The following is a 23285-nucleotide window of genomic DNA, read 5'->3' as shown; positions in this document are numbered from 1 at the left end:
TACGGTCAGGGAGGGGCAGGGTGCCCGCCCGGGAAGCGAAGGTGACCATGGACGCGGCAGGCCAGGAGGGCTTCCGGGAGTTCGTGAGCAACCGTTCGGCGGCCTTGCTGAGGACGGCGGTCCTGCTCAGCGGCGGGGACCGCCACGCGGGTGAGGACCTGTTGCAGAACGCGCTGATCAAGGCGGCGGGGCGATGGGACCGGATCGAGGAACCCGAGGCGTACGTACGTCAGATCCTCTACCGGCAGCAGGTCAGCCGCTGGCGGCTGAAGGGGCGCAGACGGGAACTGACGGTGGCCGCGCCACCCGACAGCGGCAGCGGCGCGGACGGCGCGGGAGCCGCCGAACTGCGTCTGGTGATGCGTGAGGCCCTGTCCCGGCTCACCGCGCGGCAGCGCACGGTCCTGGTGCTGCGCTTCTTCGAGGACCTGCCCGAGGCCGATGTGGCCCGCCTCCTCGGCTGCTCCGTCGGCACCGTGCGGTCCACCACCCACCGTTCGCTGGCCCGGCTCCGCGCCCATGCGCCTGAACTCACCGCCCTCGGCCGGTCCGATGCCGAGGAGCCGCGGCCCCGCGGTTTCGCCGCCGTGGAGGTACGACCGTGAACGTCGAGGAACTCGTCCGTGACTCCCTGCGCGAGCAGGCCGCCGGCATCACGCCCCCGCCCCCCGGACTGGCCGGCCGGATCCTCGCCGAGCGGCGCCGTCGCCGGGCCCGTACGCTGGCCGCCGCCGCGGCCACCACGGCCCTGGTCGTCGCCGCGGCCGTGGGTGTGCCCACGCTGCTCGACGCCGGTGACCGGCACACCGGCCGGGTCGGCGGAGCCCATGTGGTCGGTGGTGAGGTCTCCACCCACGACGTCCTGGCCCATGTCGATCAGTCCCCGCCGCGCGACAAGATCGCCGTCGGCGACCAGGTCCTCGCCGCCTACTCCACGTCCAGGAAGGTGAAGCAGCCGAACCGCGACGAGGTCGTCGAGCGGACCTACTCGGTGCTGAACCAGAAGACCGGCCGCTACGAGGCGGACGAGCGCTGGTCCTTCCTCGCCGTCGCGCCCGGCCTGCGGACCGCCGCCGTCCTGGAACGCGCATTGCCGGCCCCGCGCATCGGGCTCCTGGACCTCCGTACCGGAGAGGTGACCCGCTGGATCCCCCTGTCCCAGGGAGCCGGTGGCCTCTTCTTCTCGCCCGACGGCCGCAAGCTGGTGGCCACCACGTACGACAAGAACCCGGACCGCGCCTACTGGTCCCACAAGGTCCAGGTGAACGACGACTACGAGCCGCAGCGGGTGCCCTGCCGCACCGGGTTCGCCGTCGTCGACGTGGCGACGGGGACCTCGGCCTGGCAGCCGCTGCCCGCGTACGCCGGCGGGGGCGGCGGCTACGGCTCCGGCGAGAACCTGCGGTTCAACGCCGACGGAACCCTGCTGTACGAGCCCATCAACATGGCCCCCGGCGCCATCTACCGGACTTTCGACGGCAAGGCGGTGACCGCACCGGCCCAGGAGGCCCACGTCGCCCTCTGGTCCGCGCCCGCCGGCCTCTCCCCGGACGGCCGGCTCGTCGCCGGCGGCTTCGCGGGCGGGGTGAAGACCACCGCCACCCAGGTGCTCGACCCCCGGACGGGCAAGCGCGTCGCCAAGCTGCGGGGCCAGGAGCTCCTCGCCTGGGTCGACAGCACGCGGCTGATCGCCTGGGACATCGCGCCGGGCGGCGGGGAGTACGAGAACCGGCTGGTGCTGGTCGGTGTCGGCGCCAAGAAGACGGTGTCCTTGAGCGGCGCCCGCACGCCCAAGGACCACTCCGCCGGGCGCTGGGAGCCGATCTTCGCGCGAGGGTGAGAGGTACTCCGTGCGCGAGGGCCTCAGGACTTCGCGCGAGGGCCTCAGGACTTCGCGCGCTCGGCCAGTCCCAGGGCGTACTCCGGCCACCAGGTGCCCGCCTCCGGGCCGCCCCGGCAGGTGCCGTCCGACTCGCCGGGCCGCTTGATCCACAGGTAGGCGTCGAGCCGGTCGTCCCGGGTGTCGGTGGTCGGGGGCGTGCCGAGCGCCCGGCCCGGCGGGTTGCACCAGGCCTCGGCGCGGTCCCCGGTCAGGGGGCCGCCGCCGTTGCGGCTGGTGTCGATCACGTAGTGCGCGCCGCCGCCGACGGCGTCGGAGAGGAGGGCTCCGTACTCCTTCACGCTCGCGTTCGACTGGAAGTTGGAGACGTTCAGCGAGAAGCCGTCGGCCCGGTCGATCCCGGCCTGGCGCAGCGGTTCCGCGATCTTGGACGGTTCCTTGATCCAGTCGGGGTTGCCCGCGTCCAGGTAGACCTTGGTCCGCGGCTTGGCCTTGAGCGTGTCCACGGCCTCGGAGAGCAGCTGGTAGCGCTCGGCGTGGTGCTCGGGCGGGGTGCAGCCGTCCGCGATGTGGGGGAGGGCGTCGGGCTCCAGGATCACGGTGGCCGGGGCGTCGCCGATGGCCTCGGCGAACTCCCCGAGCCAGGACCGGTAGGCGTCCGCGTCCTTGGCCCCGCCCGCGGAGTAGAGCCCGCAGTCACGGTGGGGGATGTTGTACGCGACGAGCAGAATGCTCTTCTTCGTCTCGGCCGCGGCCTTCGCGGCGGCCACGATCTCGGGCCCGGGCGCGTCCCAGGCGGGCCAGAGCGCCACCGGCCGGTCGGCGATCCGCCGCAGCGCCTTCGCGTCGTCCTCCCGGCCCTGCCGGTCCCAGGCGCGCACCTGACGGGCGGCATCGCTGTCCGGGTCCACCCAGTACGGGGACGCCGCGCTCGGCGCGGGCTCGCCGCGTACGGGGTCGGCGTCGGCGGCCGCGGGGCTCGTGCCGCCCGGCGCGGAGCAGCCCGCCGTGAGGGCGGCCGCGAGAGCGGCGGCGGCCAGGGCGGGGGGAACCCCGAAGACACGGCGGTTTCCGGAAACGGTTCTACGGCCGGACATCCAGCCCCCTCGGACGGCGGTGGCTCACGGATACGGGACGGCGTGGTGCCGGACGGCGCAGCGGAAGGCTGAGCTCAGGCAGACGCCAGCAATCGTGACATAACGGTCACCGAGAGTGGTGCCGCGACACCGTCCGTGACCGGGCTCCGCTCAGGTGGACGCGGTCAGCGCGATCCCCAGCGGCGTGTGCTCGTACAGCACCTGGTGTCCGTACCGCCGCGACGTCAGCAGCCCCGCCCCCCGCAGCACCGACAGATGCGCCGATACGGAGGAGGGGGCGAGGCCGAGCCGGTGGGCCAGGGTGCTCGTCCCGGCCGGTTCGTCCAGCGCGCACAGCACGTCCGCCCGGACCCGCCCCAGCAGCCGGGCCAGGGCGTCCGGTGTCCGCTCGCCGGCCGCGCTCCACAGCCCGCCGATCCCGCGCGCCGGGTAGATCAGCCCGGGCTGCCACGGCTCCTGGTGGCCGCCCACCACCTCGGGCCAGACGAAGACGCTCGGCATCAGCACCAGCCCCTGGCCGCCCAGCACTTGCTGGTGGTCGCCCCGGGTCCCCTTCACGGTGAGCGTCGAGCCGTTCCAGCTGAGCTGCGTGCTCACCTCGCCGAGGAGCCCGGCGAGCCCGCTGTCCGCGAGCCGGCGGGAGTGGTGGGCGATGTCCGCCTCCAGGACCGCCCGCAGCCGGGGCCAGTACGGTTCGATCAAGGTCTGCCAGACCCGCGCCAGCAGATCGGCGATCTCGAGCACGGCACGCGCCGGGTCGTCGAGCAGACGCCGGCCGGTCACCGACTCGCGGGCACCGAGCCGCTCCGACAGTGCCAGCTCCATGTCCGCCCACGCCACCTCCGGATCGACCGCCCGGACGCCCGCGATCTCCTCCTCGAAGGTGGCCAGCGGGCCGATCGGGGGCGGGCAGATGAAGTCCGGGTTGTGGCCGCCGTCCGGCATCAGCAGCCACAGCGGCTCCAGATCGAGGGTTGCGGCCGCCTCGCGGATCTGCCGGAGCCAGGGGAGGTGGTAGCCGTGCCGGTAGGGGCGGGCCAGGGTGCGCACGGCCTCCTGGGTCTCGACCAGCGGCGAGAGCGCGAACCGGCAGCGCAGCAGGTCGCTCTCGCCGAAGTGCAGCTGGAACGGCACGCTTTCCCTCCCCGATGATCCCGGCGGCCGGTGAACATTCGGCTCCAGCCGAAACTCTACGGCGAAGGGGCCCACCGGGCCCAGGCTCCTGCCATGTCCCACGGACCTGCCACCGCCCCGCCCGCCGGCTACCGCGCCGTCTTCGCCGTCACCGAGTTCCGGGCCGTCTTCGCCGCCCACCTGCTCTCGCTCCTCGGCGTCGTCGTCAGCGAACTCGCCCTCACCGTCCTCGTGTACGACCTCACCGGCTCCCCGCTGCTCAGCGCCCTGACGTTCGCGCTGGGGCTGCTTCCGTACGTGATCGGCGGGACGCTGTTCGCCGGGGTCGCCGACCGCTACCCGGCCCGCCGCGTCCTGGTCGTCTGCGACCTGGTCTGCGCGGCCTGCGTCGCCGTGATGCTGGTGCCCGCCACCCCGGTCGCCGGACTCCTCGCCCTGCGCTGCCTGGTCGCAGCGGTCGCGCCGGTCTTCACCGGGACCCGGATGGCCGCGCTCACCGACATCCTGGGCGACGGCGACCTCTACGTCCTCGGCCGCTCCCTCCTGCGGATCGTCTCGCAGAGCGCCATGCTCATCGGCTTCGGCGCGGGCGGCGCGCTGCTCACCGTGCTCTCCCCGCGCGGGGCGATCACCGTCACCGTGGTCACCTTCCTCTGCTCGGCGGCGCTCCTCCGCGTCGGCACCCGCGACCGCCCCGCCCGCGCCGGGAGCGGCTCCGCCACCCTGCTGAAGGAGTCGCTCTCCGGGGCCCGGCTGATCCTGGGCGACCGCCGCATCCGGGCGCTGCTGCTCCTGCTCTGGCTGCCCGCGATGTTCGTGGTGGCCCCGGAGGCGCTGGCCGCCCCGTACGTGGCCGAGATCGGCGCCGGTCCGGCCGCGCTCGGACTGCTGTTGTGCGCGATGGCCGTCGGGCATGTGGGGGCCGAGCTCTTCGTGGGGTCCGCGCTCCGGCCCCGTACCCGCTCCCGGATCGTGCTGCCGGTCGCCGCCGTGGGCCTGCTGCCGCTGGTGGTGTACGTGATCCGGCCGGGGCTGCCGCTCGCCCTGGCCGCACTCGCGCTGGCCGGGATGGGGGCGGCGTACGTCATCGGGCTCGACCAGTGGTTCGTGGACGCCGTCCCGCCCGAGCTGCGCGGCCGGGCCATGACGCTGCTCACCGCCGGGCTGATGACGATCCAGGGCGCCGGGATGGCGCTGGCGGGGCTCGCGGCCGAGTTCTTCCCGGTGCACCACGTGGTCGCCGGATCCGGAATCATCGGTACCGTCGTCGCGCTCCTCGTCGTCGCCGAGGTCCGCCGTACGGCCCCCGGACGGATGTCCGATACCGAAAGGCGAGACGGGGCTGACCGGCATATGACCAGTCGGTAAGGTCGGTGCCGTGCCGAAGCCGCTCAGCCTTCCTTTCGATCCCATCGCCCGTGCCGAGGAACTCTGGCATCAGCGCTGGGGGCCCGTGCCCTCCATGGGGGCGATCACCTCGATCATGCGGGCGCAGCAGATCCTGCTCGCGGAGGTGGACGCGGTCGTCAAGCCGTACGGTCTGACCTTTGCACGGTACGAGGCCTTGGTGCTGCTCACCTTCTCCAAGGCGGGCGAGCTGCCGATGTCCAAGATCGGCGAGCGGCTGATGGTGCACCCCACCTCGGTCACCAACACGGTGGACCGGCTGGTGAAGTCCGGCCTGGTCAGCAAGCGCCCCAACCCCAACGACGGGCGCGGAACGCTCGCCTCCATCACCGACAAGGGGCGCGAGGTCGTCGAGTCGGCCACCGAGGACCTGGTCGCCATGGACTTCGGGCTCGGGGTGTACGACGCGGAGGAGTGCGCGGAGATCTTCGCGATGCTCCGGCCGCTGCGGGTGGCGGCGCAGGACTTCGACGAGGGGTGAACACGGCCCGGGGGGTGCGCGAAGATCGCCCCGCCCGTCCCGTTACGCTCGTGTCCATGAAACAGAACGTGCTCACCCGCTACCGGGTGATGGCTTACGTCACCGCCATCTGGCTTCTCGTCTTCACGGTGGCGATCATCGCGAAGTACGCCTTCGACACCGGCGACACCATGGTGATCTCCCAGATCCACGGCGTGCTGTTCATCGTCTACGTCATCTTCGCCTTCGACCTCGGCTCCAAGGCGAAATGGCCGTTCGGCAAGCTCCTGTGGGTGCTGGCGGCCGGCTGCATCCCCTTCGCCTCCTTCTTCGTGGAGCCGAAGGTCAGCCGCGAGGCCCAGGCGCTGGTCACCAAGCCCGCCACGGAGCCCGCCAAAGCCTGACCGGCACGGCACCCCCACCGCCCCGCGCAAAAGCGCCGGGCGGTTTGCCATCGACATTTACTAGGACGTCCTAGTAAATTCGAAGGTATGGACGCTGACGCGATCGAGGAAGGCCGCCTCCGCTGGCAGGCCCGTTACGACAAGGCCCGCAAGCGTGACGCGGACTTCACCACGCTCTCCGGGGACCCGGTGGAGCCGGTCTACGGGCCGCGCCCCGGCGACACGTACGAGGGGTTCGAGCGGATCGGCTGGCCGGGGGAGTACCCCTTCACCCGGGGCCTGCACCCGACCGGCTACCGGGGCCGTACGTGGACCATCCGCCAGTTTGCCGGCTTCGGCAACGCCGAGCAGACCAACGAGCGGTACAAGATGATCCTCGCGGCGGGCGGCGGCGGCCTCAGCGTCGCCTTCGACATGCCGACCCTGATGGGCCGCGACTCCGACGAACCGCGCTCGCTCGGCGAGGTCGGCCACTGCGGGGTCGCCATCGACTCCGCCGCCGACATGGAGATCCTGTTCAAGGACATTCCGCTCGGTGACGTCACGACCTCCATGACGATCAGCGGCCCCGCCGTCCCGGTCTTCTGCATGTACCTGGTCGCCGCCGAGCGCCAGGGCGTCGACCCGGGGGTGCTCAACGGCACGCTCCAGACCGACATCTTCAAGGAGTACATCGCGCAGAAGGAGTGGCTCTTCCAGCCCGAGCCCCACCTGCGCCTCATCGGCGACCTGATGGAGCACTGCGCCTCCTCCATCCCCGCCTACAAGCCGCTCTCCGTCTCCGGCTACCACATCCGCGAGGCCGGGGCGACGGCCGCGCAGGAGCTGGCGTACACCCTCGCGGACGGCTTCGGCTATGTGGAGCTCGGCCTCTCCCGGGGCCTGGACGTCGACACCTTCGCCTCCGGGCTCTCCTTCTTCTTCGACGCCCACCTCGACTTCTTCGAGGAGATCGCCAAGTTCCGCGCCGCCCGCCGCATCTGGGCCCGCTGGATGAAGGAGACGTACGGCGCCAAGACCGACAAGGCGCAGTGGCTCCGCTTCCACACCCAGACCGCCGGGGTCTCCCTCACCGCGCAGCAGCCGTACAACAACGTCGTACGGACGGCCGTCGAAGCCCTGTCCGCCGTGCTCGGCGGCACCAACTCGCTCCACACCAACGCCCTGGACGAGACCCTCGCCCTCCCCTCCGAGCAGGCCGCCGAGATCGCGCTGCGCACCCAGCAGGTGCTGATGGAGGAGACCGGCGTCGCCAATGTGGCCGACCCGCTGGGCGGCTCCTGGTACGTGGAGCAGCTCACCGACCGGATCGAGGCCGAGGCCGAGAAGATCTTCGACCAGATCAGGGAACGCGGCACCCGGGCCCACCCCGACGGGCAGCACCCCATCGGCCCGATGACCTCCGGCATCCTGCGCGGTATCGAGGACGGCTGGTTCACCGGCGAGATCGCCGAGTCCGCCTTCCAGTACCAGCGGGCCCTGGAGAAGGGTGACAAGCGGGTCGTCGGCGTCAACGTCCACCACGGCTCCGTCACCGGCGACCTGGAGATCCTCCGGGTCAGCCACGAGGTGGAGCGCGACCAGGTCAGCCAGCTCACCGCCCGCAAGGCCGCCCGCGACGACGCGAAGGTGAGCGCCGCGCTGGACGCGATGCTCGCCGCCGCCCGCGACGGCTCGAACATGATCGCGCCGATGCTGGACGCGGTACGGGCCGAGGCCACGCTCGGCGAGATCTGCGAGGCGCTGCGCGAGGAGTGGGGCACGTACACGGAGCCGCCGGGCTTCTGATGCTCTCTACGGAGGGAGGGCCCTTGAGATCCCCTTGGCTCCTACGGGCCCTCCCCGCCGAACACCACCGTGAACAGCGCCCCGCCGCCCGGCGCCGCGCTCGCGGTCAGCTCCGCCCCGTGCGCGCGGGCGATCTGCCGGGCCATCGCGAGCCCCAGCCCCGAGCCGGGGAGAGCGCGGGCGGCCTCGGCGCGGTAGAAGCGGTCGAAGACGTACGGGAGATCCTCGGCCGCGATCCCCGGCCCGTGGTCCCGGACCGTCAGCTCAAGGCCGTCCCCGCTTCCGTCCCCGTACGCGGTCAGCGCCACCTCGACCGGCGCGTCCGGCGGGCTGAACTTGGCCGCGTTGTCCAGCAGGTTGGTCAGCAGCCGGGCCAGCCGCGCCGGCACCCCGGGCCGGACCGCCTCCGCCGCACCGGGGCCGACCTCCAGCTCGAAGCGCAGGCGCGGCCAGTGCGTCCGGGCCATGGCCACCGTGTGCTCCGCCAGCTCAGCGATCCGCACCTCCTCCACCAGCGGCAGCGGCTCCTCGTCCCGGGCCAGCTCGATCAGGTCGTTCACCAGCCCGGTCACCTCCCGGATCTGCCGCCCCAGCGCCCCCGAGGCCCGCTCCCGCTGCGCGGGCGTCAGCCGGTCCGCGCGGGCCAGCAGCTCCGCGTTGGTGCGCAGAGCCGTCAGCGGGGTCCGCAGCTCGTGCGAGGCGTCCGCGACCAGCCGGCGCTGGGCGCTCACCGACTGCTCCAGCTCCCCGAGCATCGTGTTGAAGCTGGCCGCGAGCCGGGTCACCTCGTCCTGCCGCCCCGGCGGCCCCGGTGGCAGCTCGATGCGGTGGCGCGGGTCCCGGGTCGCCGCGATCCGCTCGGCGGTCGAGGTCAGCCGGGCCACCGGGGCGAGCCCGGTACGCGAGACGGCGTACCCGAGCAGCCCCGCCAGCAGCACCCCCGCCCCGCCGACCGCCGCCAGCAGCACCGCCGCCTGCCGCACGCCCTTCTCCACCGGGTCCGCGCGCAGCGCCACCTGGAGCGCCCGCCCGTCCCCGAACGGGGTCGTCAGCATCCGCAAGGGCTGCCCGAAGCGCGTGACATTGCTGAAGTACGGGGCCCGCGTCCCCGCCGCCACCTCCCGTACGGGGGCGGAGACGGGCAGCAGATAGGCGGCCTCCGGGTCCGCCGCCGGGTCGGCCGGGACGACCTGGGCGCACGCGGGCGCGGAGAGGAAGCGGCACTCACCGGCGATGATCTGCGGGCCCTCGCCCCGGTTCTCCTGGACCACCCGGGTCGCGGACTGGGTCAGGGACAGGTCCAGCTGGTGCAGCAGCTCGTAGCGGATGACGAAGAACGCCGCCGCGCACACCCCGACGGCCACGAGCGCCACGGCCGCCGAGGCCGCCAGCGCGAGGCGCGTACGGAGGGGGCGCCTCCTTCGCCACCGGGCGCCCAGCCGCCGCACCCCGCTCACGCCACGTCCAGCCGGTAGCCGAGCCCGTGCACGGTGTGGACGAGCCGTGGCTCACCGCCCGCCTCCAGCTTGCGCCGCAGGTAACCCACGTACACCGCGAGCGAGTTGGAGTCCGGCCCGAAGTCCTGTCCCCAGACCCGCTCCAGGATCACCTCGCGCGGGAGCACCTGGCCGGGGTGGCGCAGGAGCAGCTCCAGCAGTGCGGCCTCCGTGCGGCTGAACTCCATGGGCCGCCCCGCCCGCCGCCCGGTCCGCGCCACCGGATCCAGGGTCAGGTCCGCGAAGGCGAGATCCCCGTCCGGGGCGGGCGGCGCGGCCCGCCGGAGCAACGCCCGTACGCGTGCCACCAGTTCGTCCAGCGCGAACGGCTTCACCAGATAGTCGTCGGCCCCCGCCTCAAGACCGTCCACCCGCTCGGCCACCGACGACAGTGCGGTCAGCACCAGCACCGGAGTCCGGTCCTCCACCGCCCGCAGCCTCCGGCAGACCGCCAGCCCGTCGAGCACCGGCATCATCACGTCCAGGACCACCGCGTCCGGCTCCCAGGCGGCCACCGCCGACAGCGCGGCCAGCCCGTCGCCGACGCCCCGGACCTCGTACCCCTCGATCCGCAGCCCGTCCTCGACAGCGGCCCGCACTTCCGGCTCGTCCTCGGCCACCAGAATCCTGTTCATAGTCCGAAGCCTGCCAAACCGGACTCTTAGAACCTTCTTAGGCCGCTTCCCGAGAGTGGCGGCCATGCGCACACCACTCTCCGTCGTGATCGGTGCGGGCGGCACCGGCGGCCACATCTACCCCGGTCTCGCCCTCGCCGAGGCCCTGCGCCGCGCCGACCCGGACGCGGTCATCTCCTTCATCGGCACCGAACGGGGTCTGGAGACGACCCTGATCCCGGCCGCCGGCTACCGGCTGCACACCGTCGACATGATCCCCTTCGACCCCGCGCTCGGCGCGAAGCGTTTCCTCCTCCCGGCCGCGCTGCTGCGCTCCGGCGCCCAGGCCCGTTCGGTCCTGCGCAGGCAGCAGGCGCAGGTCGTCGTCGGCATGGGCGGCTACCCGAGCGCCCCGGCGATCGTCGGCGCGAAGATGGCCGGGCTGCCCAGCGTGATCCACGAGTCCAACGCGGTCCCGGGCCGGGCCAACCAGTTCGCCGCCCGGCTCACCGAACACCTCACCGTCGCCTTCGACGGCAGCCGCGCCCATCTGTCGGGCGGTGAGCGGGCCCTGACCGTCGGCATGCCGATCGCCGCTTCGCTGGCCGCCCTGGACCGGCCCGCGCTGCGCGCGGAGGCCCGGCGCGCGTTCGGGATACCCGAGGGGGCGCGGGTGGTCCTCTTCAACGGCGGGAGCCTCGGCGCGGCTCGGCTGACGGCGGCCGCGGTGGGGCTCGCCGCCCGGTGGCGGGACCGGACCGACGTCCACCTGCTCATCAAGACGGGCCCGGCCGCGCTGGCGGAGACCCGGCGGAAGCTCGTCGACGCGGGCGTGGGAGCCGCCGCGCAGGGGGAGGCCCGTCAGCAGCCGACCGACGCTGCTTCCGGCCCCGTCGCCCAGGCGGTGCCCTACCTCGACCGGATGGACCTCGCCTACGCGGTGGCCGACCTGGTGGTCTGCCGGGCGGGCTCGGCCACGATCGCGGAGCTGGCGACGACCGGGGTGCCCGCCGTCCTCGTCCCGTACCCGCACGCGCCCGGCGACCACCAGACCCACAACGCCCGGGTCCTCTCCGAGGCCGGTGCCGCCCATCTCGTCCCCGACGCCGAGACGACCGCCGACCGGCTGGCCGAACTGATCGACCCGCTGCTCGCGGACCCGGCGCGGCTCGCCGTGATGGGGCGCGCGGCCGACCCGGGAAACCACGCGCGCGCCGCCGACCTGCTGGCGGAGACGGTCATCCGCCTCGCCGGACAACCCACCAATACAAGGGAGTTCACCTCATGAACAGCACCACCGCCGACTGGACCGGCCGGACCGTCCTGGTCACCGGAGCCGAGGGCTTCATCGGCTCCACCCTCGTGGACCTTCTCGTACAACGAGGCGCCCGGGTGAGGGCGTTCGTCCACTACAAGCCGTACGCCGACAAGGGCCACCTCGCCCGCTACCTCCAGGACCCGCACAGCCCGGTCGAGTTCATCGCCGGAGACGTCGGTGACGCGGGCCGCGTGATGGACGCGGTGGCGGGGTGCGACACGGTCTTCCACCTCGCCGCGCTGATCGGCATCCCGTACAGCTACGACGCGCCGGGAGCGTACGTCCGTACGAACGTCGTCGGCACCGAGAACATCGCCGAGGCCTGCCGCCGCCACTCCGTACGCCGTCTCCTGCACACCTCCACCAGCGAGGTGTACGGGTCCGCGCTGACCGCCCCGATCAGCGAGGGCCACCCGCTCCAGCCGCAGTCGCCGTACTCCGCCTCGAAGATCGGCGCGGACATGATGGCGCTGTCGCACTGGCACGCCTTCGAGCTGCCGGTGACGGTGGTGCGGCCCTTCAACACCTACGGGCCCCGCCAGTCCGCCCGTGCCGTCATCCCCACGATCCTGGCCCAACTGCACTCCGGCGCACGGGAGATCCGGCTCGGCTCGCTGACCCCGACCCGCGACTTCACGTACGTCACCGACACCGCCGCCGGGTTCCTGGCGCTGGCCGACTGCGACCGGGCGCTGGGGGAGAGCGTCAACCTCGGTACCGGTCAGGAGATTTCGATCGGGGATCTCGCGAAGGCTCTCATCGCCGCTTCCGGCCGGGACGCCGAGATCGTCGTGGACCCGGCGCGGCTGCGGCCCTCCGGCAGCGAGGTGCACCGGCTGCTTTCGGACAACACCCGGGCCCGTGAGTGGGCAGAATGGGAACCCGAAGTCACCCTGGAGGAGGGGCTGGAGCGCACGTCGGCCTGGGTGGCGGACCACCTCCACCTCTTCGCACCGGGCCGCTACCAGGTCTGACGACCGGCTCACCCGAACCGAAAGAGGGAACCATGGCACCGCGCCAGACCGAGTGGGACTTCGGTCTCAGCCGGCTGACCAAGTTCTTCGCCGGGCCGTGGTCCTACGACCGGACCGTCGACCAGACCATCACGGACGCCGCCCTGGGGCACTTGGGCGAGCCGGCGGGAGAGGCTGCCCGGGCGATCCTGGCCGACGCGGTGCGCCTCGAACAGTCCTCCCTGTCCACCGAGGTCATCGCCACCGTGTGGACGGTCGCCTCGGAGGGCGGGTACAACCTCGCCTACTTCGGCGTCGACGGGCGGGACTGGCTGCGCCACGTCGCGGCCGTCTGCTCCGAACAGGCGCGGCAGGCCGATCCGGCGGGGACGTTGGTAATCGAGGCGGTAGCGGCGTCCGAGGACTCGGTCCGGGCCGTTGTGGCGGCCATCGCGGCGGCGGAGCCCTCCCTGGCGGCGAAGGCTGAGACGTTCTTCGGTCACGAGCCGGGCGAGGTGGTCCGGGCCCTGGAGCTGGTCGCCGCGCAGGTCGATCCCGACCTCGGCTTCCGGCTCCTCCTCCGGGTGTTGGGCGCCTGCCGGGTGCCGATCTCGGATGCCCAGTACGCCCAGTACGAGGCTCTCGGTGAGATGTTCGGCTACGGGCGCTTCCACGTGTCCGATGTGGAGCATCTGACGCGGTGGTGACCGGTGCCGCGCACCGCGTGAGACCGCCGTGAACAGGGGAACGGCGTCCCGGGGGCATCAACTCCCAGGGCGCCGTTCCATCGTTCCCGCCCCCAGCCCTGACAGCAGCAGCAGGGTGAACTGCCGGGCCCAGTCCGTGTCGACGGGCTCGGCGCTCACCAGCATCCGGTGCACCACCGCACCCGCGATCACGTCGAAGATCAGGTCGGCGGTGCGGTCCGCCACCACCGCGTCCGGCTCGACGGGCAGTTCGCCCCGCCGCTGCGCACGCTGCCGGCCTTCCAGCACCAGCCGCTTCTGCCGGTCCACGATCGAGTCCCGGATCCGCACCCGCAGCGAGTCGTCCCGGGTGGACTCGGCCACCACCGCCATCAGCGCCGTCCGGGTCTCCGGCCGCTCCAGCAGGGCGGCGAACTGGAGCACCACCCCCTGCACATCGGCGGCCAGGCTGCCCCGGTCGGGGAGCTCCAGCTCGTCGAAGAGGACGGCGACCGCGTCCACCACCAGCTCGTTCTTCCCCGCCCACCGCCGGTAGAGGGTCGTCTTGGCGACGCCGGCCCGGGCCGCCACATCGCCCATGGTCAGCTTCGACCAGCCGAGGTCGACCAGGGAGGCGCGCGTCGCCTCCAGGATCGCGGCATCGGCGGCGGTGGAGCGAGGGCGCCCTGTTCGGGCGGTCTGGGGGTCGGTGCTGCTCATGATGCGGCGACCATACCGGCCGGTAGGCACGTCCGGTCCGCCCCGGGTTCCGTGAGACAGATCACCGGGAGGGCCTGTTCCGGCGGGCTGATCGGCAGTTACGCTACGGGTCGTAGCGTAAGGAAGGCGGCAGGCCCGCCCCGTACGCCACGGAACGAACGAGCGACAGCCACCAGGGCCTTCACCGAGGCCCAGGCGCCGGGTGGGGACCCGGGGCCGCACGGACACGGCCGGATGGGGATCCGGAAGGTCCACCGGGTCTCATCGGGGCCCGTCTCTGTTCCACCGGGGTCTTTTCGGAGCCCCGCCGGGGTTCTTCAGGGCCCTGGGAACCGTCTTCGTCCGCCCGCCCGGCACACCGGCCGGTGCCGCGGACCGGCCCGGTTCCCGTATCGCTTTCCGGAACGGCGTGCTCAGGGGGGAGGATGTACGTATGCAGCCTAGGAACATGTCCATGAGCGGCGTCGTCGACCTCGCCGCCGTCAAGGCGGCCGGCGAGGCCAAGGCCAAGGCGGAGCAGGCCCGCGCGCAGGCCGCCCGTACAGGGGGCGCCGGCGCCGTGGCGCCCGCCGCCCTGGTGATCGACGTCGATGAAGCAGGCTTCGAGCGCGATGTCCTCCAGCGCTCCGCCGAGGTCCCGGTCGTCATCGACTTCTGGGCCGAGTGGTGCGAGCCGTGCAAGCAGCTGGGCCCCCTGCTGGAGCGCCTGGCCGTCGAGTACAACGGCCGCTTCCTGCTGGCCAAGGTCGATGTCGACGCCAACCAGATGCTGATGCAGCAGTTCGGCATCCAGGGCATCCCGGCGGTCTTCGCCGTCGTCGCCGGGCAGGCCCTCCCGCTCTTCCAGGGCGCGGCCCCCGAAGCCCAGATCCGCGAGACGCTGGACCAGCTGATCCAGGTCGGCGAGGAGCGGTTCGGCCTCACCGGGATCGCCGTCGATCCGAACGCGTCGCCGGACGCCGCCCCGGCCGAGGTGCCGGCCGGTCCGTACGACCACCTGCTGGAGGCCGCCGCCTCCGCCCTCGACGCCAACGACTTCGGCGGCGCCGTACAGGCGTACAAGAACGTGCTCGCCGACGACCCGGCCAACCCGGAGGCCAAGCTCGGCCTGGCCCAGGCGGAGCTGCTGGCCCGCGTCCAGACGATGGACCCGAACGCGGTCCGCAAGGACGCGGCGGACAATCCGGACGACGTGACCTCCCAGCTCGCCGCCGCCGACCTGGATCTGGTCGGCGGCCATGTCGAGGACGCCTTCGGCCGGCTCGTCGAGGCGGTCCGCCGCACCACCGGCGACGACCGGAACACCGCCCGGCTGCGGCTGCTGGAGCTCTTCGAGGTGATCGGCCCGGACGACCCCCGGGTCACCGCCGCGCGTACCTCGCTGGCGCGTGTTCTGTTCTGACCGCGAGCCGGTTGTTCCGATGTGACAAGACGGCCGTGATGCCCCTCGGGTATCGCGGCCGTTTTGCCGTCCGAACGCTAAGAGTCACCGCCGCTTTACCAAAACTTGACAATAAGACGTGCTGTTACTGGCAGTAAGTCGACGGGGTCGCTCTGTCCTGCTTCCATTGAGTTTCCCGCTATTTCGATGTCCCTTTCGTGCCACCCTGTGTGGCCGCATGATGTCGCCCGGTCGCGCCACGGTTATCAGGTCGTTACTGGCAAGTAACGACCCCCCTTGTGCGGCGGCGCCGAATGGACCACGATCGGCCACGCTCGGTCCCATACCTTCGGCCCGGTCTCCAGCCGGTGCCGAGGGGCCTGTTGGGTCCCCACCGAGTGGGCCGGCGGCAGTGGCGCCGGCCGTGGACAGGGGGGTTCCCGCCGACAGACGGGGCCTGTCCGACCGGCTGTACACACCGTGCAGCCAGTGGTTTGTCGCTCGGGGGTGAACGCCGGTGCAGCGGATGCGGTACATGCCTCCGCCTGCGGGCGCTCTCCTTCCCGAGGACGTAGCACTTCTCCCATCCCAGGACGGGTTTCCCACCCGCCCGGAGATGTACGTCCGAGAAGAAGGAGCAAGTTATGAGTTCCCAGGTTCGCGGTGGGACGAGATGGAAGCGTTTCGCTCTGGTCATGGTGCCGAGCGTCGTCGCGACCGCAGCTGTGGGTGTCGGTCTCGCGCAGGGCGCGCTGGCCGCGTCCTTCAGCGTGTCCGGCCAGAGCTTCAAGGTCAGCACCGACGAGTTGGACGGCCGGAACTTCGTCCAGTACGGCAGTGTCGCGGTCGGCAAAGACCTTGAGGGCAAGGACGCCGCGCACGCGGTCGCGGTGTCGGGCTTCAGCAGCGCCAAGATCACCAACATGTGCCAGTCGGTGGTCACGCCGAAGGTGCCCGGCATCGGCAACGTCAGCCTTCAGCTGCGGGCCGGTACGAACCCGGACAAGCCGGTTCTGGCGACCAATCTCTACCTGGACGTCGCACAGCTCGACGCGGACGCCGCCTTCGAGAACATCGACATCGGCGTCGCGACCGGCTCGCTGAAGCAGGAGGGCAAGGAAGGGAGCATTGGCGTCCAGCCCGGCACCCAGGCCAAGTCGGAGGGCTTTGCGCAGCGTGCCGACAGGGCTGTCCTGACGAAGGTGAGGCAGACGGCGTGGGCGACCACGGCCGGAACCTTCAAGCTCAGTGACCTCAAGCTGAGGTTGCACACGGGCGTCAAGGAATGCTTCTAAGCACTCGCCCGGGTGGTCGGAACGTCCCGCGCGGGCCTTCCGGCCGCCCACCCTTTCTCCTCTCACAGCAGTACCGGTTCCAGGGAGCTGTTTTCCATGAGCCCCGAGTCCACAGGGCAGAACGAGCACAACCTCACCGTCTACCGGCGGGGATTCCGTACCTGGCGGGGTAACCGGCCGTTCTGGGCGGGTCTGTTCACCATGCTGGGCGGTGCGCCCATCGCCTACTTCCCGTACGCCGATCTCCACCTCGGCAACATGACGCTGGCTATGTCCACCACCGCCGGCGCCGGATCCCTCATCATCGGGGTCCTGCTGATCACGCTGGGCCTGACGATGTGGTTCCACAGCATCGTCCGGGTCTTCGCCGGGGTCGCGGCCATTCTTCTCGCGCTGATCTCCATACCCGTCGCCAACATCGGCGGCTTCGTCATCGGATTCCTCCTCGCGCTCATCGGCGGAGCCCTGTCCATTTCCTGGGCGCCGGGCGAGCCGGCGGCCGACGGAGCGGACCCGCAGGCCGCCCCGTCGTCGCTGGACAAGCAGCAGCCGGAGAGCGGGTACGCCCCCGAGGGCGCCCTGCACGGCGCCGCCGTTCCGCAGCAGCCGGCGGGCGACCACGACGCGGCCTCCGGCTACGACGGGGGGACACACCGTGCGGGGTGACGAGCAACAGCAGCCGCATGCGTACGCGGACGAGGTTCTCCCGGTACGCAAAGGGCCCCGCCACGCGGCCCCCAAGAAGTCGCTGCTGACGAAGCTGCACATGCCGAGCGGGAAGAAGGCCTTCGCTCTTGCCGCGATGCCGACCGCCGTCTTCGTCGGCATGGGCCTCACGCCCAAGCTCGCCATGGCCGACGGCAACCCCGACATCCCCTTCGCCCCGGGCCCCTGCGTCACCCGGTCCGACGAGCCCGACCCGTCCGCGTCCGAGTCCCCGAAGGCCACCCCGACCCCGTCGGCGACGCCCACGGACGAGCCGGACAAGGGCGAGGAGCCGGGCGTAGGCGACGGCGCGACCCCGAAGCCCACGGAGAGCGCCACGGCCACCGAGGACCCGGCGGCCGGCGAGAAGCCTGACGGGGGGCAGAAGCCCGACACGGCCGACGAGAAGCCTGCCGGGAAGCCCGCCGAGGAGCCGAGCCCCACCCCGACGCCCACCAAGTCGAAGAACCCGCTCGACCCGCTGGGCCTGGGCGACGCCCTCAAGGACCTCTTCGACCCGGACAAGGGCAAGGCCGAGGAGAAGCCCGAGGAGACGGCGAGCCCGTCCCCGAGCCCCACGGCCGACTCCCCGAAGCCGGCCGACAAGCCGAAGGCTCCGGAGAAGGACGAGGCGAAGGACCCGGCGAACGTCCCCGCGAAGGACGCCTCCGACCAGGCGAAGGAAGAAGCCGACGGGACGGCCGATGCGATCCGCGAGGCCGCCGAGAAGGCGGGCAAGGACGTCAAGGAGCTCGACGACGACGTCAAGGGACTCGACCCCAAGAAGGACGAGGACATCCCCGACGGCGCCAAGCCGCGCTTCCCCTGCCCCGAACCCGACCCGGAGGCCCTCGCCGCGGCGTCCCTGGAGCCCGGCATCCCGCTGCTCCCGGCCGAACCGTGGGTCCTGGAGTCCTCGCTGCTCACGCTCAACGGCCTGGACTACAAAGGCATCGTCGAGGTGAAGAGGGCGGACGGCAGCATCAAGAAGGTGCTGAAGTTCACCGCGAGCTCCATCGACATCAAGGACCTGCACCAGCTCACCGTCGGACCGGCGGGCACCACGGGCCACGTGAAGTCGCGTCCGGGCTCCACGTCGACCATCCGCAACGGCACGGTGACGATGTACACGGAGGAGCTGAAGGGCAACCTCTTCGGCCTCATCCCGATCACCTTCAACCCGCAGACTCCGCCGCCCCTGAACGTGCCCTTCGCCTTCTTCACCAAGGTCAAGGTCACGCAGGCCGGCCAGTTCGGCGGCACGCTCAAGGTCCCGGGCCTGCAGAACTACCTGGAGGGCGGCCGCAGCTAGCCGCCGCCACCTGATCCCGTCCGGGAGCCGCACAGAGCCGCGGGCTGTACCCCTCGTGAGGGGTACAGCCCACGGTCATCCGTCGTGGAGAACAGCGGGCCGCGTCACCGGCACCACGGTGAGCAGCTCGTCCAGTCCCTTGAAGTCGTCGGGGGTGGTCGTGAACAGGGGGCTCAGCCGGCGTGCCGGTCGTCCTGCGCCTGCTCGGCGGTGACGTCCTGATCCTCACGGAAGGCATCGAGCGAGATGTCCGGGGACGATCGGGACAACTCCGAGAACTCCGCGCGGGGTACGAAACGTCTCCGTCGCCGCAGGGGGATCAGCTCGCCGATGCGGTGACCGTCGCGTGTCACCGTGAACGCCTGGCCGTTCTGCACGGCGTCCATGATCTCTTTCGATCTGTTGCGGAGATCCCGTTGGGTGATCCCGGGCTGCGCGCTCACGCCGACCACGCTACCCAGGCCGCCCGCAGGGCGCCTCGGCCTGCTCATCCGCTTTGCCCATGCCGCTCCGCAGTCCGGCATCAGGCGCCTCATTCTTTTCTCTCACGCCCCGGCAACCTTTCCGCGAGCGGCGGCAACCAGGGGACACGGGCCAGGCACCGACCTGCCCCGCCGACCCCTGCCGATCCGACCGAGCGAAGGAACCACCCCACGTGAGCACCAGCAGAGGACGACACCGCAGGACCCGTACGCTCTCGGCCGCCGTGGCCGTCGCCGTCGCGGCGGGGGGTGTGGGCGTCTGGGCGGCCACGGCCCCCGATGACGCGAGCGCCGCCGAGGCCGTCGTCGTCTCCACCACGGCCCAGCTGGAGAAGGCGTTCGCCGCCGCGGGCCCCGGCACCACCATCCAGCTGCGCGGCGGTACGTACCACCCCGCCAAGAGCCTCAAGAGCCAGGCGAACGGGACCGCGCAGCGCCGCATCACCGTCACCGCCCACGGGACGGAGAAGGCGGTCGTCGACGGGTCCAAGCTGCCGAAGGGGGAGTGGCTGGTCGCGATAGGCGGCGACCACTGGACCCTGTCGGACCTGACGTTCCGCAACTCCGGCGCCCACGGCGTCGTCGTGACCTCGTCCACCGGCGGGATCTTCCGCAACCTCACCACCCACGGCAACGGCGACTCCGGCTTCACGCTGCGCGGCGAGGGCACGACGGACAACCTGATCGAGAACCTGGACTCGTACGGCAACTACGACGCCCGGAACCACGGCCAGAACGCCGACGGCCTCGCCGTCAAGTTCGGCTCCGGCACCGGAAACAAGGTCGTCGGCGCGCGGCTCTACCACAACGCCGACGACGGCATCGACCTCTGGCAGTGGGCCAGCCCTGTCCGGATCGAGCGCAGTTGGGCGTACGGGAACGGGGTCGACCGCTGGAACGACTCCGCCTTCGAGGGCAACGGCAACGGCTTCAAGCTCGGCGGCGGCGGGGCGAGCGCCGCGCACGTCGTCACCGGCAACGCCGCCTGGGGCAACAGCAAGCACGGCTTCACGGAGAACAGCAACCCCGGCGCCCTGCGGCTGCACCGCAACACCGCCTACGCCAACGGCGCCTCCGGCTACTACTTCGCCTCCTCGCCCGCCCGCCTCTCCCGTAACCTCGCCGTGGACAACGCGACCGGCGCCGCGAAGCTCTCCCGGCGCGTCGTCTCGGCCGCCAACACCTGGGACACCGGGCAGACGCGCCCTGCAGGCCTCCGCACCGATCCCACCACTGCGTACGGGCCCCGCCGGGCCGACGGCTCCCTCCCGGCGACCACCTTCCTGGTCACCGGCACCCCGGACATCGGCGCGGGGATGAAGTAGGCGAAGCAGGCAGCGATCCGCACGTACGAGGGAGGGGTTCGGGGCGTGGCTGACGACGCGTCCGCGGAGTTCCATGACTTCTTCGACCGCCACTACGCCGAACTCGCGCGCCTCGCCCACCTGCTGACGGGCGAGGCGGCCGCAGCCGATGACCTCGCGGCGGACGCGCTGGTGGCGCTCTGGGACCGCTGGGACCGGGTCCGTGCGGCCGAGCACCCCGTCGCGTACGCCCGTGGGGTCGTCGCCAACATGGCCCGCAGCCGGATCCGCGCGGCCGTACGCGAACGCCACCGCGTCGCGCTCTTCTGGTCCCGGCGCGGCGACCCGGCGGAGGGACCGGACGTGGCGGCGGTCCTCGATGTGCGGCAGGCGCTGGGGAAACTGCCCTTCCGGAAGCGGGCGTGCGTCGTGCTGCGGCACGCGTTCGACCTGTCGGAGAGGGACACCGCCCTGGCCCTCGGGATATCCGTCGGCACCGTCAAGAGCCAGACCTCCAAGGGGATGGCCGAGCTCGAACGGCTGCTGGGCGGCCGGACCTCGCTCGAACTCGCGGGAAGGGGAGAACGATGAGCGACCTGCCCGGGGAGCTGCGGGAGGCGGCCCGGTCGCACGAGCCGGACCGGGCCCGGATGCTCGCCCGTATCGAGCGCGCCCGGCCTCGGACCCGGGGCGCCCCCGCCCGCCGGACCCGTTTCGGCTGGCCCAGGATCGCCCTCGCCGGACTCGCCGCGGCCGGGGCGTGTGTGGTCGGCGGCTTCGCCGTGGCCTCGGTGGTCCAGGGGCCCGACGACGTACCGGGTTCGTCCGTCGTACAGGAGGAACGACCTGAGGAGCGGGTCACGCCCGCGCCCCGGGAGACCACGACGAGCCCCGCGCCCACGCCAGGCCGCCGCCTCTCCACCACCGACGGCCCGCTCTGGGCGGACGGCTCCATCGCCCCCGAGGACAACCCGGACTGGGCGCAGAGCGAGGTCACCCTCAAGTCCCAGGAGCCGCTCACCGCGCTCACCGTGGAACTGCTCGTGCCGCAGACCGGCCAGGTCCGCTCCACCGGCACCTGGCAGACCCGGCCGGACGGGGACTTCGACCTCTCCGTACGCGAGCGGGACGGCGTCCTCGTCCACCGCTGGACGCTCAGGGCCGGCCGCACGGTCCCGGCCGGGACACATGTCTTCGCCGGGCAGTACGACCACGCCCCGGGCGGCCGCGACGCCGCGCCGGACACGTACCGGGCCACGGCCAGGACCGCCGACGGGACGACGTACGAGGTCGGCGGCGACTTCGCCCGTACGACCTGAGAGGCACAGCACTGCGAACGCCGAGGGGCGGTGTCCCGGATCGCTCCGGAACACCGCCCCTCGGGATCGGTGCGGCTGCGGGACTAGCCCTGCTCGCCGCCCAGGTGGTGGACCCGGACCATGTTCGTGGTGCCGGGGATGCCGGGGGGCGAACCGGCCGTGATGATCATCGTGTCGCCGTTGTTGTAGCGGTTGAGCTTGAGCAGCTCCGCGTCGACCAGGTCGACCATCGCGTCGGTGTTGTCCGCGTGCGGGACCACGTGCGACTCGACGCCCCAGCTCAGGGCCAGCTGGTTGCGGGTGCCCTCGTCCGTGGTGAAGGCGAGGATCGGCTGGGCCGTGCGGTAGCGGGAGAGGCGGCGGGCGGTGTCGCCGGACTGGGTGAAGGCGACCAGGGCCTTGCCGTCCAGGAAGTCCGCGATCTCGCAGGCCGCGCGGGCCACCGAGCCGCCCTGCGTACGGGGCTTCTTGCCCGGGACCAGCGGCTGGAGGCCCTTGGAGAGCAGCTCCTCCTCGGCGGCGCAGACGATCTTCGACATCGTCTTGACCGTCTCGATCGGGTACGCGCCCACCGACGACTCGGCGGACAGCATGACCGCGTCCGCGCCGTCCAGGATCGCGTTGGCGACGTCGGACGCCTCGGCGCGGGTCGGCCGCGAGTTGGTGATCATCGACTCCATCATCTGGGTCGCCACGATCACCGGCTTGGCGTTGCGGCGGCACAGCTCGATGAGGCGCTTCTGCACCATCGGGACCTTCTCCAGCGGGTACTCGACCGCCAGGTCACCGCGGGCCACCATCACACCGTCGAACGCCATGACGACGCCCTCCATGTGCTCGACCGCCTGCGGCTTCTCCACCTTGGCGATGACGGGGACCCGGCGGCCCTCCTCGTCCATCACCTTGTGGACGTCCTTGACGTCCTCGGCGTCCCGGACGAAGGAGAGGGCGACCAGGTCGCAGCCCATCCGCAGGGCGAAGCGCAGGTCCTCGACGTCCTTCTCGGAGAGCGCGGGGACGTTCACCGCCGCGCCGGGCAGGTTGATGCCCTTGTGGTCGGAGATGACACCGCCCTCGATGACGATGGTCTTGACCCGGGGGCCGACGACCTCGACGACCTTCAGCTCGACGTTGCCGTCGTTGATCAGGATCGGGTCGCCCTTGGTGACGTCGCCGGGCAGACCCTTGTAGGTCGTGCCGCAGATCGACTTGTCGCCGGGGACGTCCTCGGAGGTGATGGTGAACTCGTCCCCGCGGACCAGCTCGACCGGGCCCTCGGCGAACTTCGCCAGCCGGATCTTCGGGCCCTGGAGGTCGGCGAGGACGCCCACCGCGCGGCCGGTCTCGGCGGCCGCCTTGCGGACACGGTCGTACCGGCCCTGGTGTTCCTCGTGGGTGCCGTGACTGAAGTTGAAACGGGCCACGCTCATGCCGGCCTCGATCAGAGCGACGAGCTGCTCATGGGAGTCGACGGCGGGACCGAGGGTGCAGACGATTTTGGAACGGCGCATGAGGCGGATCCTATCGGTTTGTTTCGCTGCGGAATATTCCGTCTGGTGGAAGATACAAA

The 23285-nt window shown here is 71.9% G+C and carries 22 protein-coding genes and 2 pseudogenes; 16 read left to right on the top strand and 8 right to left on the bottom strand.

Features of this window, described 5'->3' with window-relative positions:
* Positions 1 to 47: 47 nt before the first annotated feature.
* Positions 48 to 605, top strand: coding sequence for a SigE family RNA polymerase sigma factor (locus IF17_RS0123230; RefSeq protein ID WP_030569031.1), 558 nt, complete (start codon positions 48 to 50; stop codon positions 603 to 605).
* Positions 602 to 1840 carry a YncE family protein gene (locus IF17_RS0123225; RefSeq protein ID WP_030569028.1) on the top strand — a complete coding sequence of 413 codons (1239 nt, stop codon included), beginning with the start codon at positions 602 to 604 and terminating at the stop codon, positions 1838 to 1840. The genes IF17_RS0123230 and IF17_RS0123225 overlap by 4 nt, the downstream gene beginning before the upstream one ends.
* A gap of 44 nt (positions 1841 to 1884) precedes the next feature.
* Here the strand turns inward: IF17_RS0123225 and IF17_RS0123220 are convergent, their stop codons facing one another.
* Entirely contained in the window at positions 1885 to 2937 is a 1053-nt protein-coding gene (locus IF17_RS0123220) for a glycoside hydrolase family 6 protein (RefSeq protein ID WP_030569026.1), read from the bottom strand.
* 150 nt (positions 2938 to 3087) lie between these two features.
* Positions 3088 to 4071: an ArsR/SmtB family transcription factor gene (locus IF17_RS0123215; protein ID WP_030569023.1), complete on the bottom strand. Its 984-nt coding sequence runs from the start codon at positions 4069 to 4071 to the stop codon at positions 3088 to 3090.
* Between the two features lie 14 nt (positions 4072 to 4085).
* On the opposite strand from IF17_RS0123215, the pseudogene IF17_RS0123210 reads away from it, so the two are divergent.
* The 4 genes and pseudogenes from IF17_RS0123210 to icmA all read left to right on the top strand — a co-directional run bounded on the left by IF17_RS0123210 (position 4086) and on the right by icmA (position 8130).
* Positions 4086 to 5439 (top strand): annotated as a pseudogene (locus IF17_RS0123210) (MFS transporter).
* Between the two features lie 10 nt (positions 5440 to 5449).
* Positions 5450 to 5959, top strand: a complete 510-nt coding sequence (locus tag IF17_RS0123205; protein ID WP_026241067.1) for a MarR family winged helix-turn-helix transcriptional regulator — start codon at positions 5450 to 5452, stop codon at positions 5957 to 5959.
* A gap of 56 nt (positions 5960 to 6015) precedes the next feature.
* On the top strand, positions 6016 to 6342 hold the full coding sequence (locus IF17_RS0123200; protein ID WP_030569016.1) for a DUF3817 domain-containing protein: 327 nt from the start codon (positions 6016 to 6018) through the stop codon (positions 6340 to 6342).
* Between the two features lie 87 nt (positions 6343 to 6429).
* On the top strand, positions 6430 to 8130 hold the full coding sequence (gene icmA, locus IF17_RS0123195; RefSeq protein ID WP_030569014.1) for a coenzyme B12-dependent isobutyryl-CoA mutase large subunit: 1701 nt from the start codon (positions 6430 to 6432) through the stop codon (positions 8128 to 8130).
* 41 nt (positions 8131 to 8171) lie between these two features.
* Here icmA and IF17_RS0123190 read toward each other — a convergent pair whose 3' ends face one another.
* Together IF17_RS0123190 and IF17_RS0123185 are read right to left on the bottom strand one after the other, a co-directional pair.
* Entirely contained in the window at positions 8172 to 9587 is a 1416-nt protein-coding gene (locus IF17_RS0123190) for a sensor histidine kinase (protein WP_030569011.1), read from the bottom strand.
* On the bottom strand, positions 9584 to 10261 hold the full coding sequence (locus IF17_RS0123185) for a response regulator transcription factor (protein WP_030569009.1): 678 nt from the start codon (positions 10259 to 10261) through the stop codon (positions 9584 to 9586). The genes IF17_RS0123190 and IF17_RS0123185 overlap by 4 nt, the downstream gene beginning before the upstream one ends.
* Positions 10262 to 10325: 64 nt before the next feature.
* Here IF17_RS0123185 and IF17_RS0123180 point away from each other — a divergent pair, with 64 nt between their 5' ends.
* Genes IF17_RS0123180 through IF17_RS0123170 form a run of 3 tightly spaced genes read left to right on the top strand, consistent with a single transcriptional unit; the run spans position 10326 to position 13218 of the window.
* Positions 10326 to 11528, top strand: coding sequence for a UDP-N-acetylglucosamine--N-acetylmuramyl-(pentapeptide) pyrophosphoryl-undecaprenol N-acetylglucosamine transferase (locus IF17_RS0123180; RefSeq protein WP_030569006.1), 1203 nt, complete (start codon positions 10326 to 10328; stop codon positions 11526 to 11528).
* The gene (locus IF17_RS0123175) at positions 11525 to 12532 is read left to right on the top strand and encodes a GDP-mannose 4,6-dehydratase (protein ID WP_030569003.1); all 1008 of its coding nucleotides are present in this window, start codon (positions 11525 to 11527) and stop codon (positions 12530 to 12532) included. Before IF17_RS0123180 ends, IF17_RS0123175 begins: the two co-directional genes overlap by 4 nt.
* Before the next feature lie 32 nt (positions 12533 to 12564).
* On the top strand, positions 12565 to 13218 hold the full coding sequence (locus tag IF17_RS0123170) for a hypothetical protein (RefSeq protein ID WP_051884106.1): 654 nt from the start codon (positions 12565 to 12567) through the stop codon (positions 13216 to 13218).
* Between the two features lie 57 nt (positions 13219 to 13275).
* Here the strand turns inward: IF17_RS0123170 and IF17_RS0123165 are convergent, their stop codons facing one another.
* Positions 13276 to 13917: a TetR/AcrR family transcriptional regulator gene (locus IF17_RS0123165; RefSeq protein ID WP_106980226.1), complete on the bottom strand. Its 642-nt coding sequence runs from the start codon at positions 13915 to 13917 to the stop codon at positions 13276 to 13278.
* A gap of 433 nt (positions 13918 to 14350) precedes the next feature.
* Here IF17_RS0123165 and IF17_RS0123160 point away from each other — a divergent pair, with 433 nt between their 5' ends.
* From IF17_RS0123160 to IF17_RS0123145, 4 genes are all read left to right on the top strand, one after another.
* On the top strand, positions 14351 to 15319 hold the full coding sequence (locus IF17_RS0123160) for a tetratricopeptide repeat protein (protein WP_030568994.1): 969 nt from the start codon (positions 14351 to 14353) through the stop codon (positions 15317 to 15319).
* A gap of 623 nt (positions 15320 to 15942) precedes the next feature.
* On the top strand, positions 15943 to 16593 hold the full coding sequence (locus IF17_RS0123155; protein ID WP_030568991.1) for a DUF6230 family protein: 651 nt from the start codon (positions 15943 to 15945) through the stop codon (positions 16591 to 16593).
* Positions 16594 to 16689: 96 nt separating this feature from the next.
* On the top strand, positions 16690 to 17259 hold the full coding sequence (locus tag IF17_RS0123150; protein WP_030568987.1) for a DUF6114 domain-containing protein: 570 nt from the start codon (positions 16690 to 16692) through the stop codon (positions 17257 to 17259).
* Complete coding sequence (locus tag IF17_RS0123145) at positions 17249 to 18610, top strand: MSCRAMM family adhesin (protein ID WP_030568984.1); 1362 nt, start codon at positions 17249 to 17251, stop codon at positions 18608 to 18610. Before IF17_RS0123150 ends, IF17_RS0123145 begins: the two co-directional genes overlap by 11 nt.
* A gap of 75 nt (positions 18611 to 18685) precedes the next feature.
* Here IF17_RS0123145 and IF17_RS1000000139900 read toward each other — a convergent pair.
* Positions 18686 to 18781 (bottom strand): annotated as a pseudogene (locus IF17_RS1000000139900) (VapC toxin family PIN domain ribonuclease); the annotation flags it as partial.
* Positions 18782 to 18783: 2 nt separating this feature from the next.
* Positions 18784 to 19053 (bottom strand): type II toxin-antitoxin system Phd/YefM family antitoxin, encoded by a 270-nt coding sequence (locus tag IF17_RS0123140; RefSeq protein ID WP_030568981.1) that lies wholly within the window; start codon positions 19051 to 19053, stop codon positions 18784 to 18786.
* 212 nt (positions 19054 to 19265) lie between these two features.
* Here IF17_RS0123140 and IF17_RS0123135 point away from each other — a divergent pair, with 212 nt between their 5' ends.
* Genes IF17_RS0123135 through IF17_RS0123125 form a run of 3 tightly spaced genes read left to right on the top strand, consistent with a single transcriptional unit; the run spans position 19266 to position 21715 of the window.
* The gene (locus IF17_RS0123135; RefSeq protein WP_030568978.1) at positions 19266 to 20417 is read left to right on the top strand and encodes a right-handed parallel beta-helix repeat-containing protein; all 1152 of its coding nucleotides are present in this window, start codon (positions 19266 to 19268) and stop codon (positions 20415 to 20417) included.
* 45 nt (positions 20418 to 20462) lie between these two features.
* Complete coding sequence (locus tag IF17_RS0123130) at positions 20463 to 20987, top strand: SigE family RNA polymerase sigma factor (protein WP_030568975.1); 525 nt, start codon at positions 20463 to 20465, stop codon at positions 20985 to 20987.
* On the top strand, positions 20984 to 21715 hold the full coding sequence (locus IF17_RS0123125; RefSeq protein ID WP_030568972.1) for a hypothetical protein: 732 nt from the start codon (positions 20984 to 20986) through the stop codon (positions 21713 to 21715). The genes IF17_RS0123130 and IF17_RS0123125 overlap by 4 nt, the downstream gene beginning before the upstream one ends.
* Before the next feature lie 83 nt (positions 21716 to 21798).
* Here the strand turns inward: IF17_RS0123125 and pyk are convergent, their stop codons facing one another.
* Positions 21799 to 23226 carry a pyruvate kinase gene (gene pyk / locus IF17_RS0123120; protein ID WP_030568969.1) on the bottom strand — a complete coding sequence of 476 codons (1428 nt, stop codon included), beginning with the start codon at positions 23224 to 23226 and terminating at the stop codon, positions 21799 to 21801.
* Between the last annotated feature and the right edge of the window lie 59 nt (positions 23227 to 23285).

The sequence above is a fragment of the Streptomyces cyaneofuscatus genome (assembly GCF_000718135.1).
Taxonomy (GTDB): Bacteria; Actinomycetota; Actinomycetes; order Streptomycetales; family Streptomycetaceae; genus Streptomyces; species Streptomyces cyaneofuscatus.
This window is presented reverse-complemented; position numbering and strand designations above follow the sequence as displayed.

What these genes read in the sequence shown, in the direction of transcription:
- IF17_RS0123220 (WP_030569026.1), bottom strand. Translation starts at nt 2,937, where the DNA reads ATGTCCGGCCGTAGAACCGTTTCCGGAAACCGCCGTGTCTTCGGGGTT.
- IF17_RS0123200 (WP_030569016.1), top strand. Translation starts at nt 6,016, where the DNA reads ATGAAACAGAACGTGCTCACCCGCTACCGGGTGATGGCTTACGTCACC.
- IF17_RS0123170 (WP_051884106.1), top strand. Translation starts at nt 12,565, where the DNA reads ATGGCACCGCGCCAGACCGAGTGGGACTTCGGTCTCAGCCGGCTGACC.
- IF17_RS0123155 (WP_030568991.1), top strand. Translation starts at nt 15,943, where the DNA reads ATGAGTTCCCAGGTTCGCGGTGGGACGAGATGGAAGCGTTTCGCTCTG.
- IF17_RS0123185 (WP_030569009.1), bottom strand. Translation starts at nt 10,261, where the DNA reads ATGAACAGGATTCTGGTGGCCGAGGACGAGCCGGAAGTGCGGGCCGCT.
- IF17_RS0123125 (WP_030568972.1), top strand. Translation starts at nt 20,984, where the DNA reads ATGAGCGACCTGCCCGGGGAGCTGCGGGAGGCGGCCCGGTCGCACGAG.
- IF17_RS0123165 (WP_106980226.1), bottom strand. Translation starts at nt 13,917, where the DNA reads ATGAGCAGCACCGACCCCCAGACCGCCCGAACAGGGCGCCCTCGCTCC.
- pyk (WP_030568969.1), bottom strand. Translation starts at nt 23,226, where the DNA reads ATGCGCCGTTCCAAAATCGTCTGCACCCTCGGTCCCGCCGTCGACTCC.
- IF17_RS0123180 (WP_030569006.1), top strand. Translation starts at nt 10,326, where the DNA reads ATGCGCACACCACTCTCCGTCGTGATCGGTGCGGGCGGCACCGGCGGC.
- IF17_RS0123150 (WP_030568987.1), top strand. Translation starts at nt 16,690, where the DNA reads ATGAGCCCCGAGTCCACAGGGCAGAACGAGCACAACCTCACCGTCTAC.
- icmA (WP_030569014.1), top strand. Translation starts at nt 6,430, where the DNA reads ATGGACGCTGACGCGATCGAGGAAGGCCGCCTCCGCTGGCAGGCCCGT.
- IF17_RS0123175 (WP_030569003.1), top strand. Translation starts at nt 11,525, where the DNA reads ATGAACAGCACCACCGCCGACTGGACCGGCCGGACCGTCCTGGTCACC.
- IF17_RS0123160 (WP_030568994.1), top strand. Translation starts at nt 14,351, where the DNA reads ATGCAGCCTAGGAACATGTCCATGAGCGGCGTCGTCGACCTCGCCGCC.
- IF17_RS0123230 (WP_030569031.1), top strand. Translation starts at nt 48, where the DNA reads ATGGACGCGGCAGGCCAGGAGGGCTTCCGGGAGTTCGTGAGCAACCGT.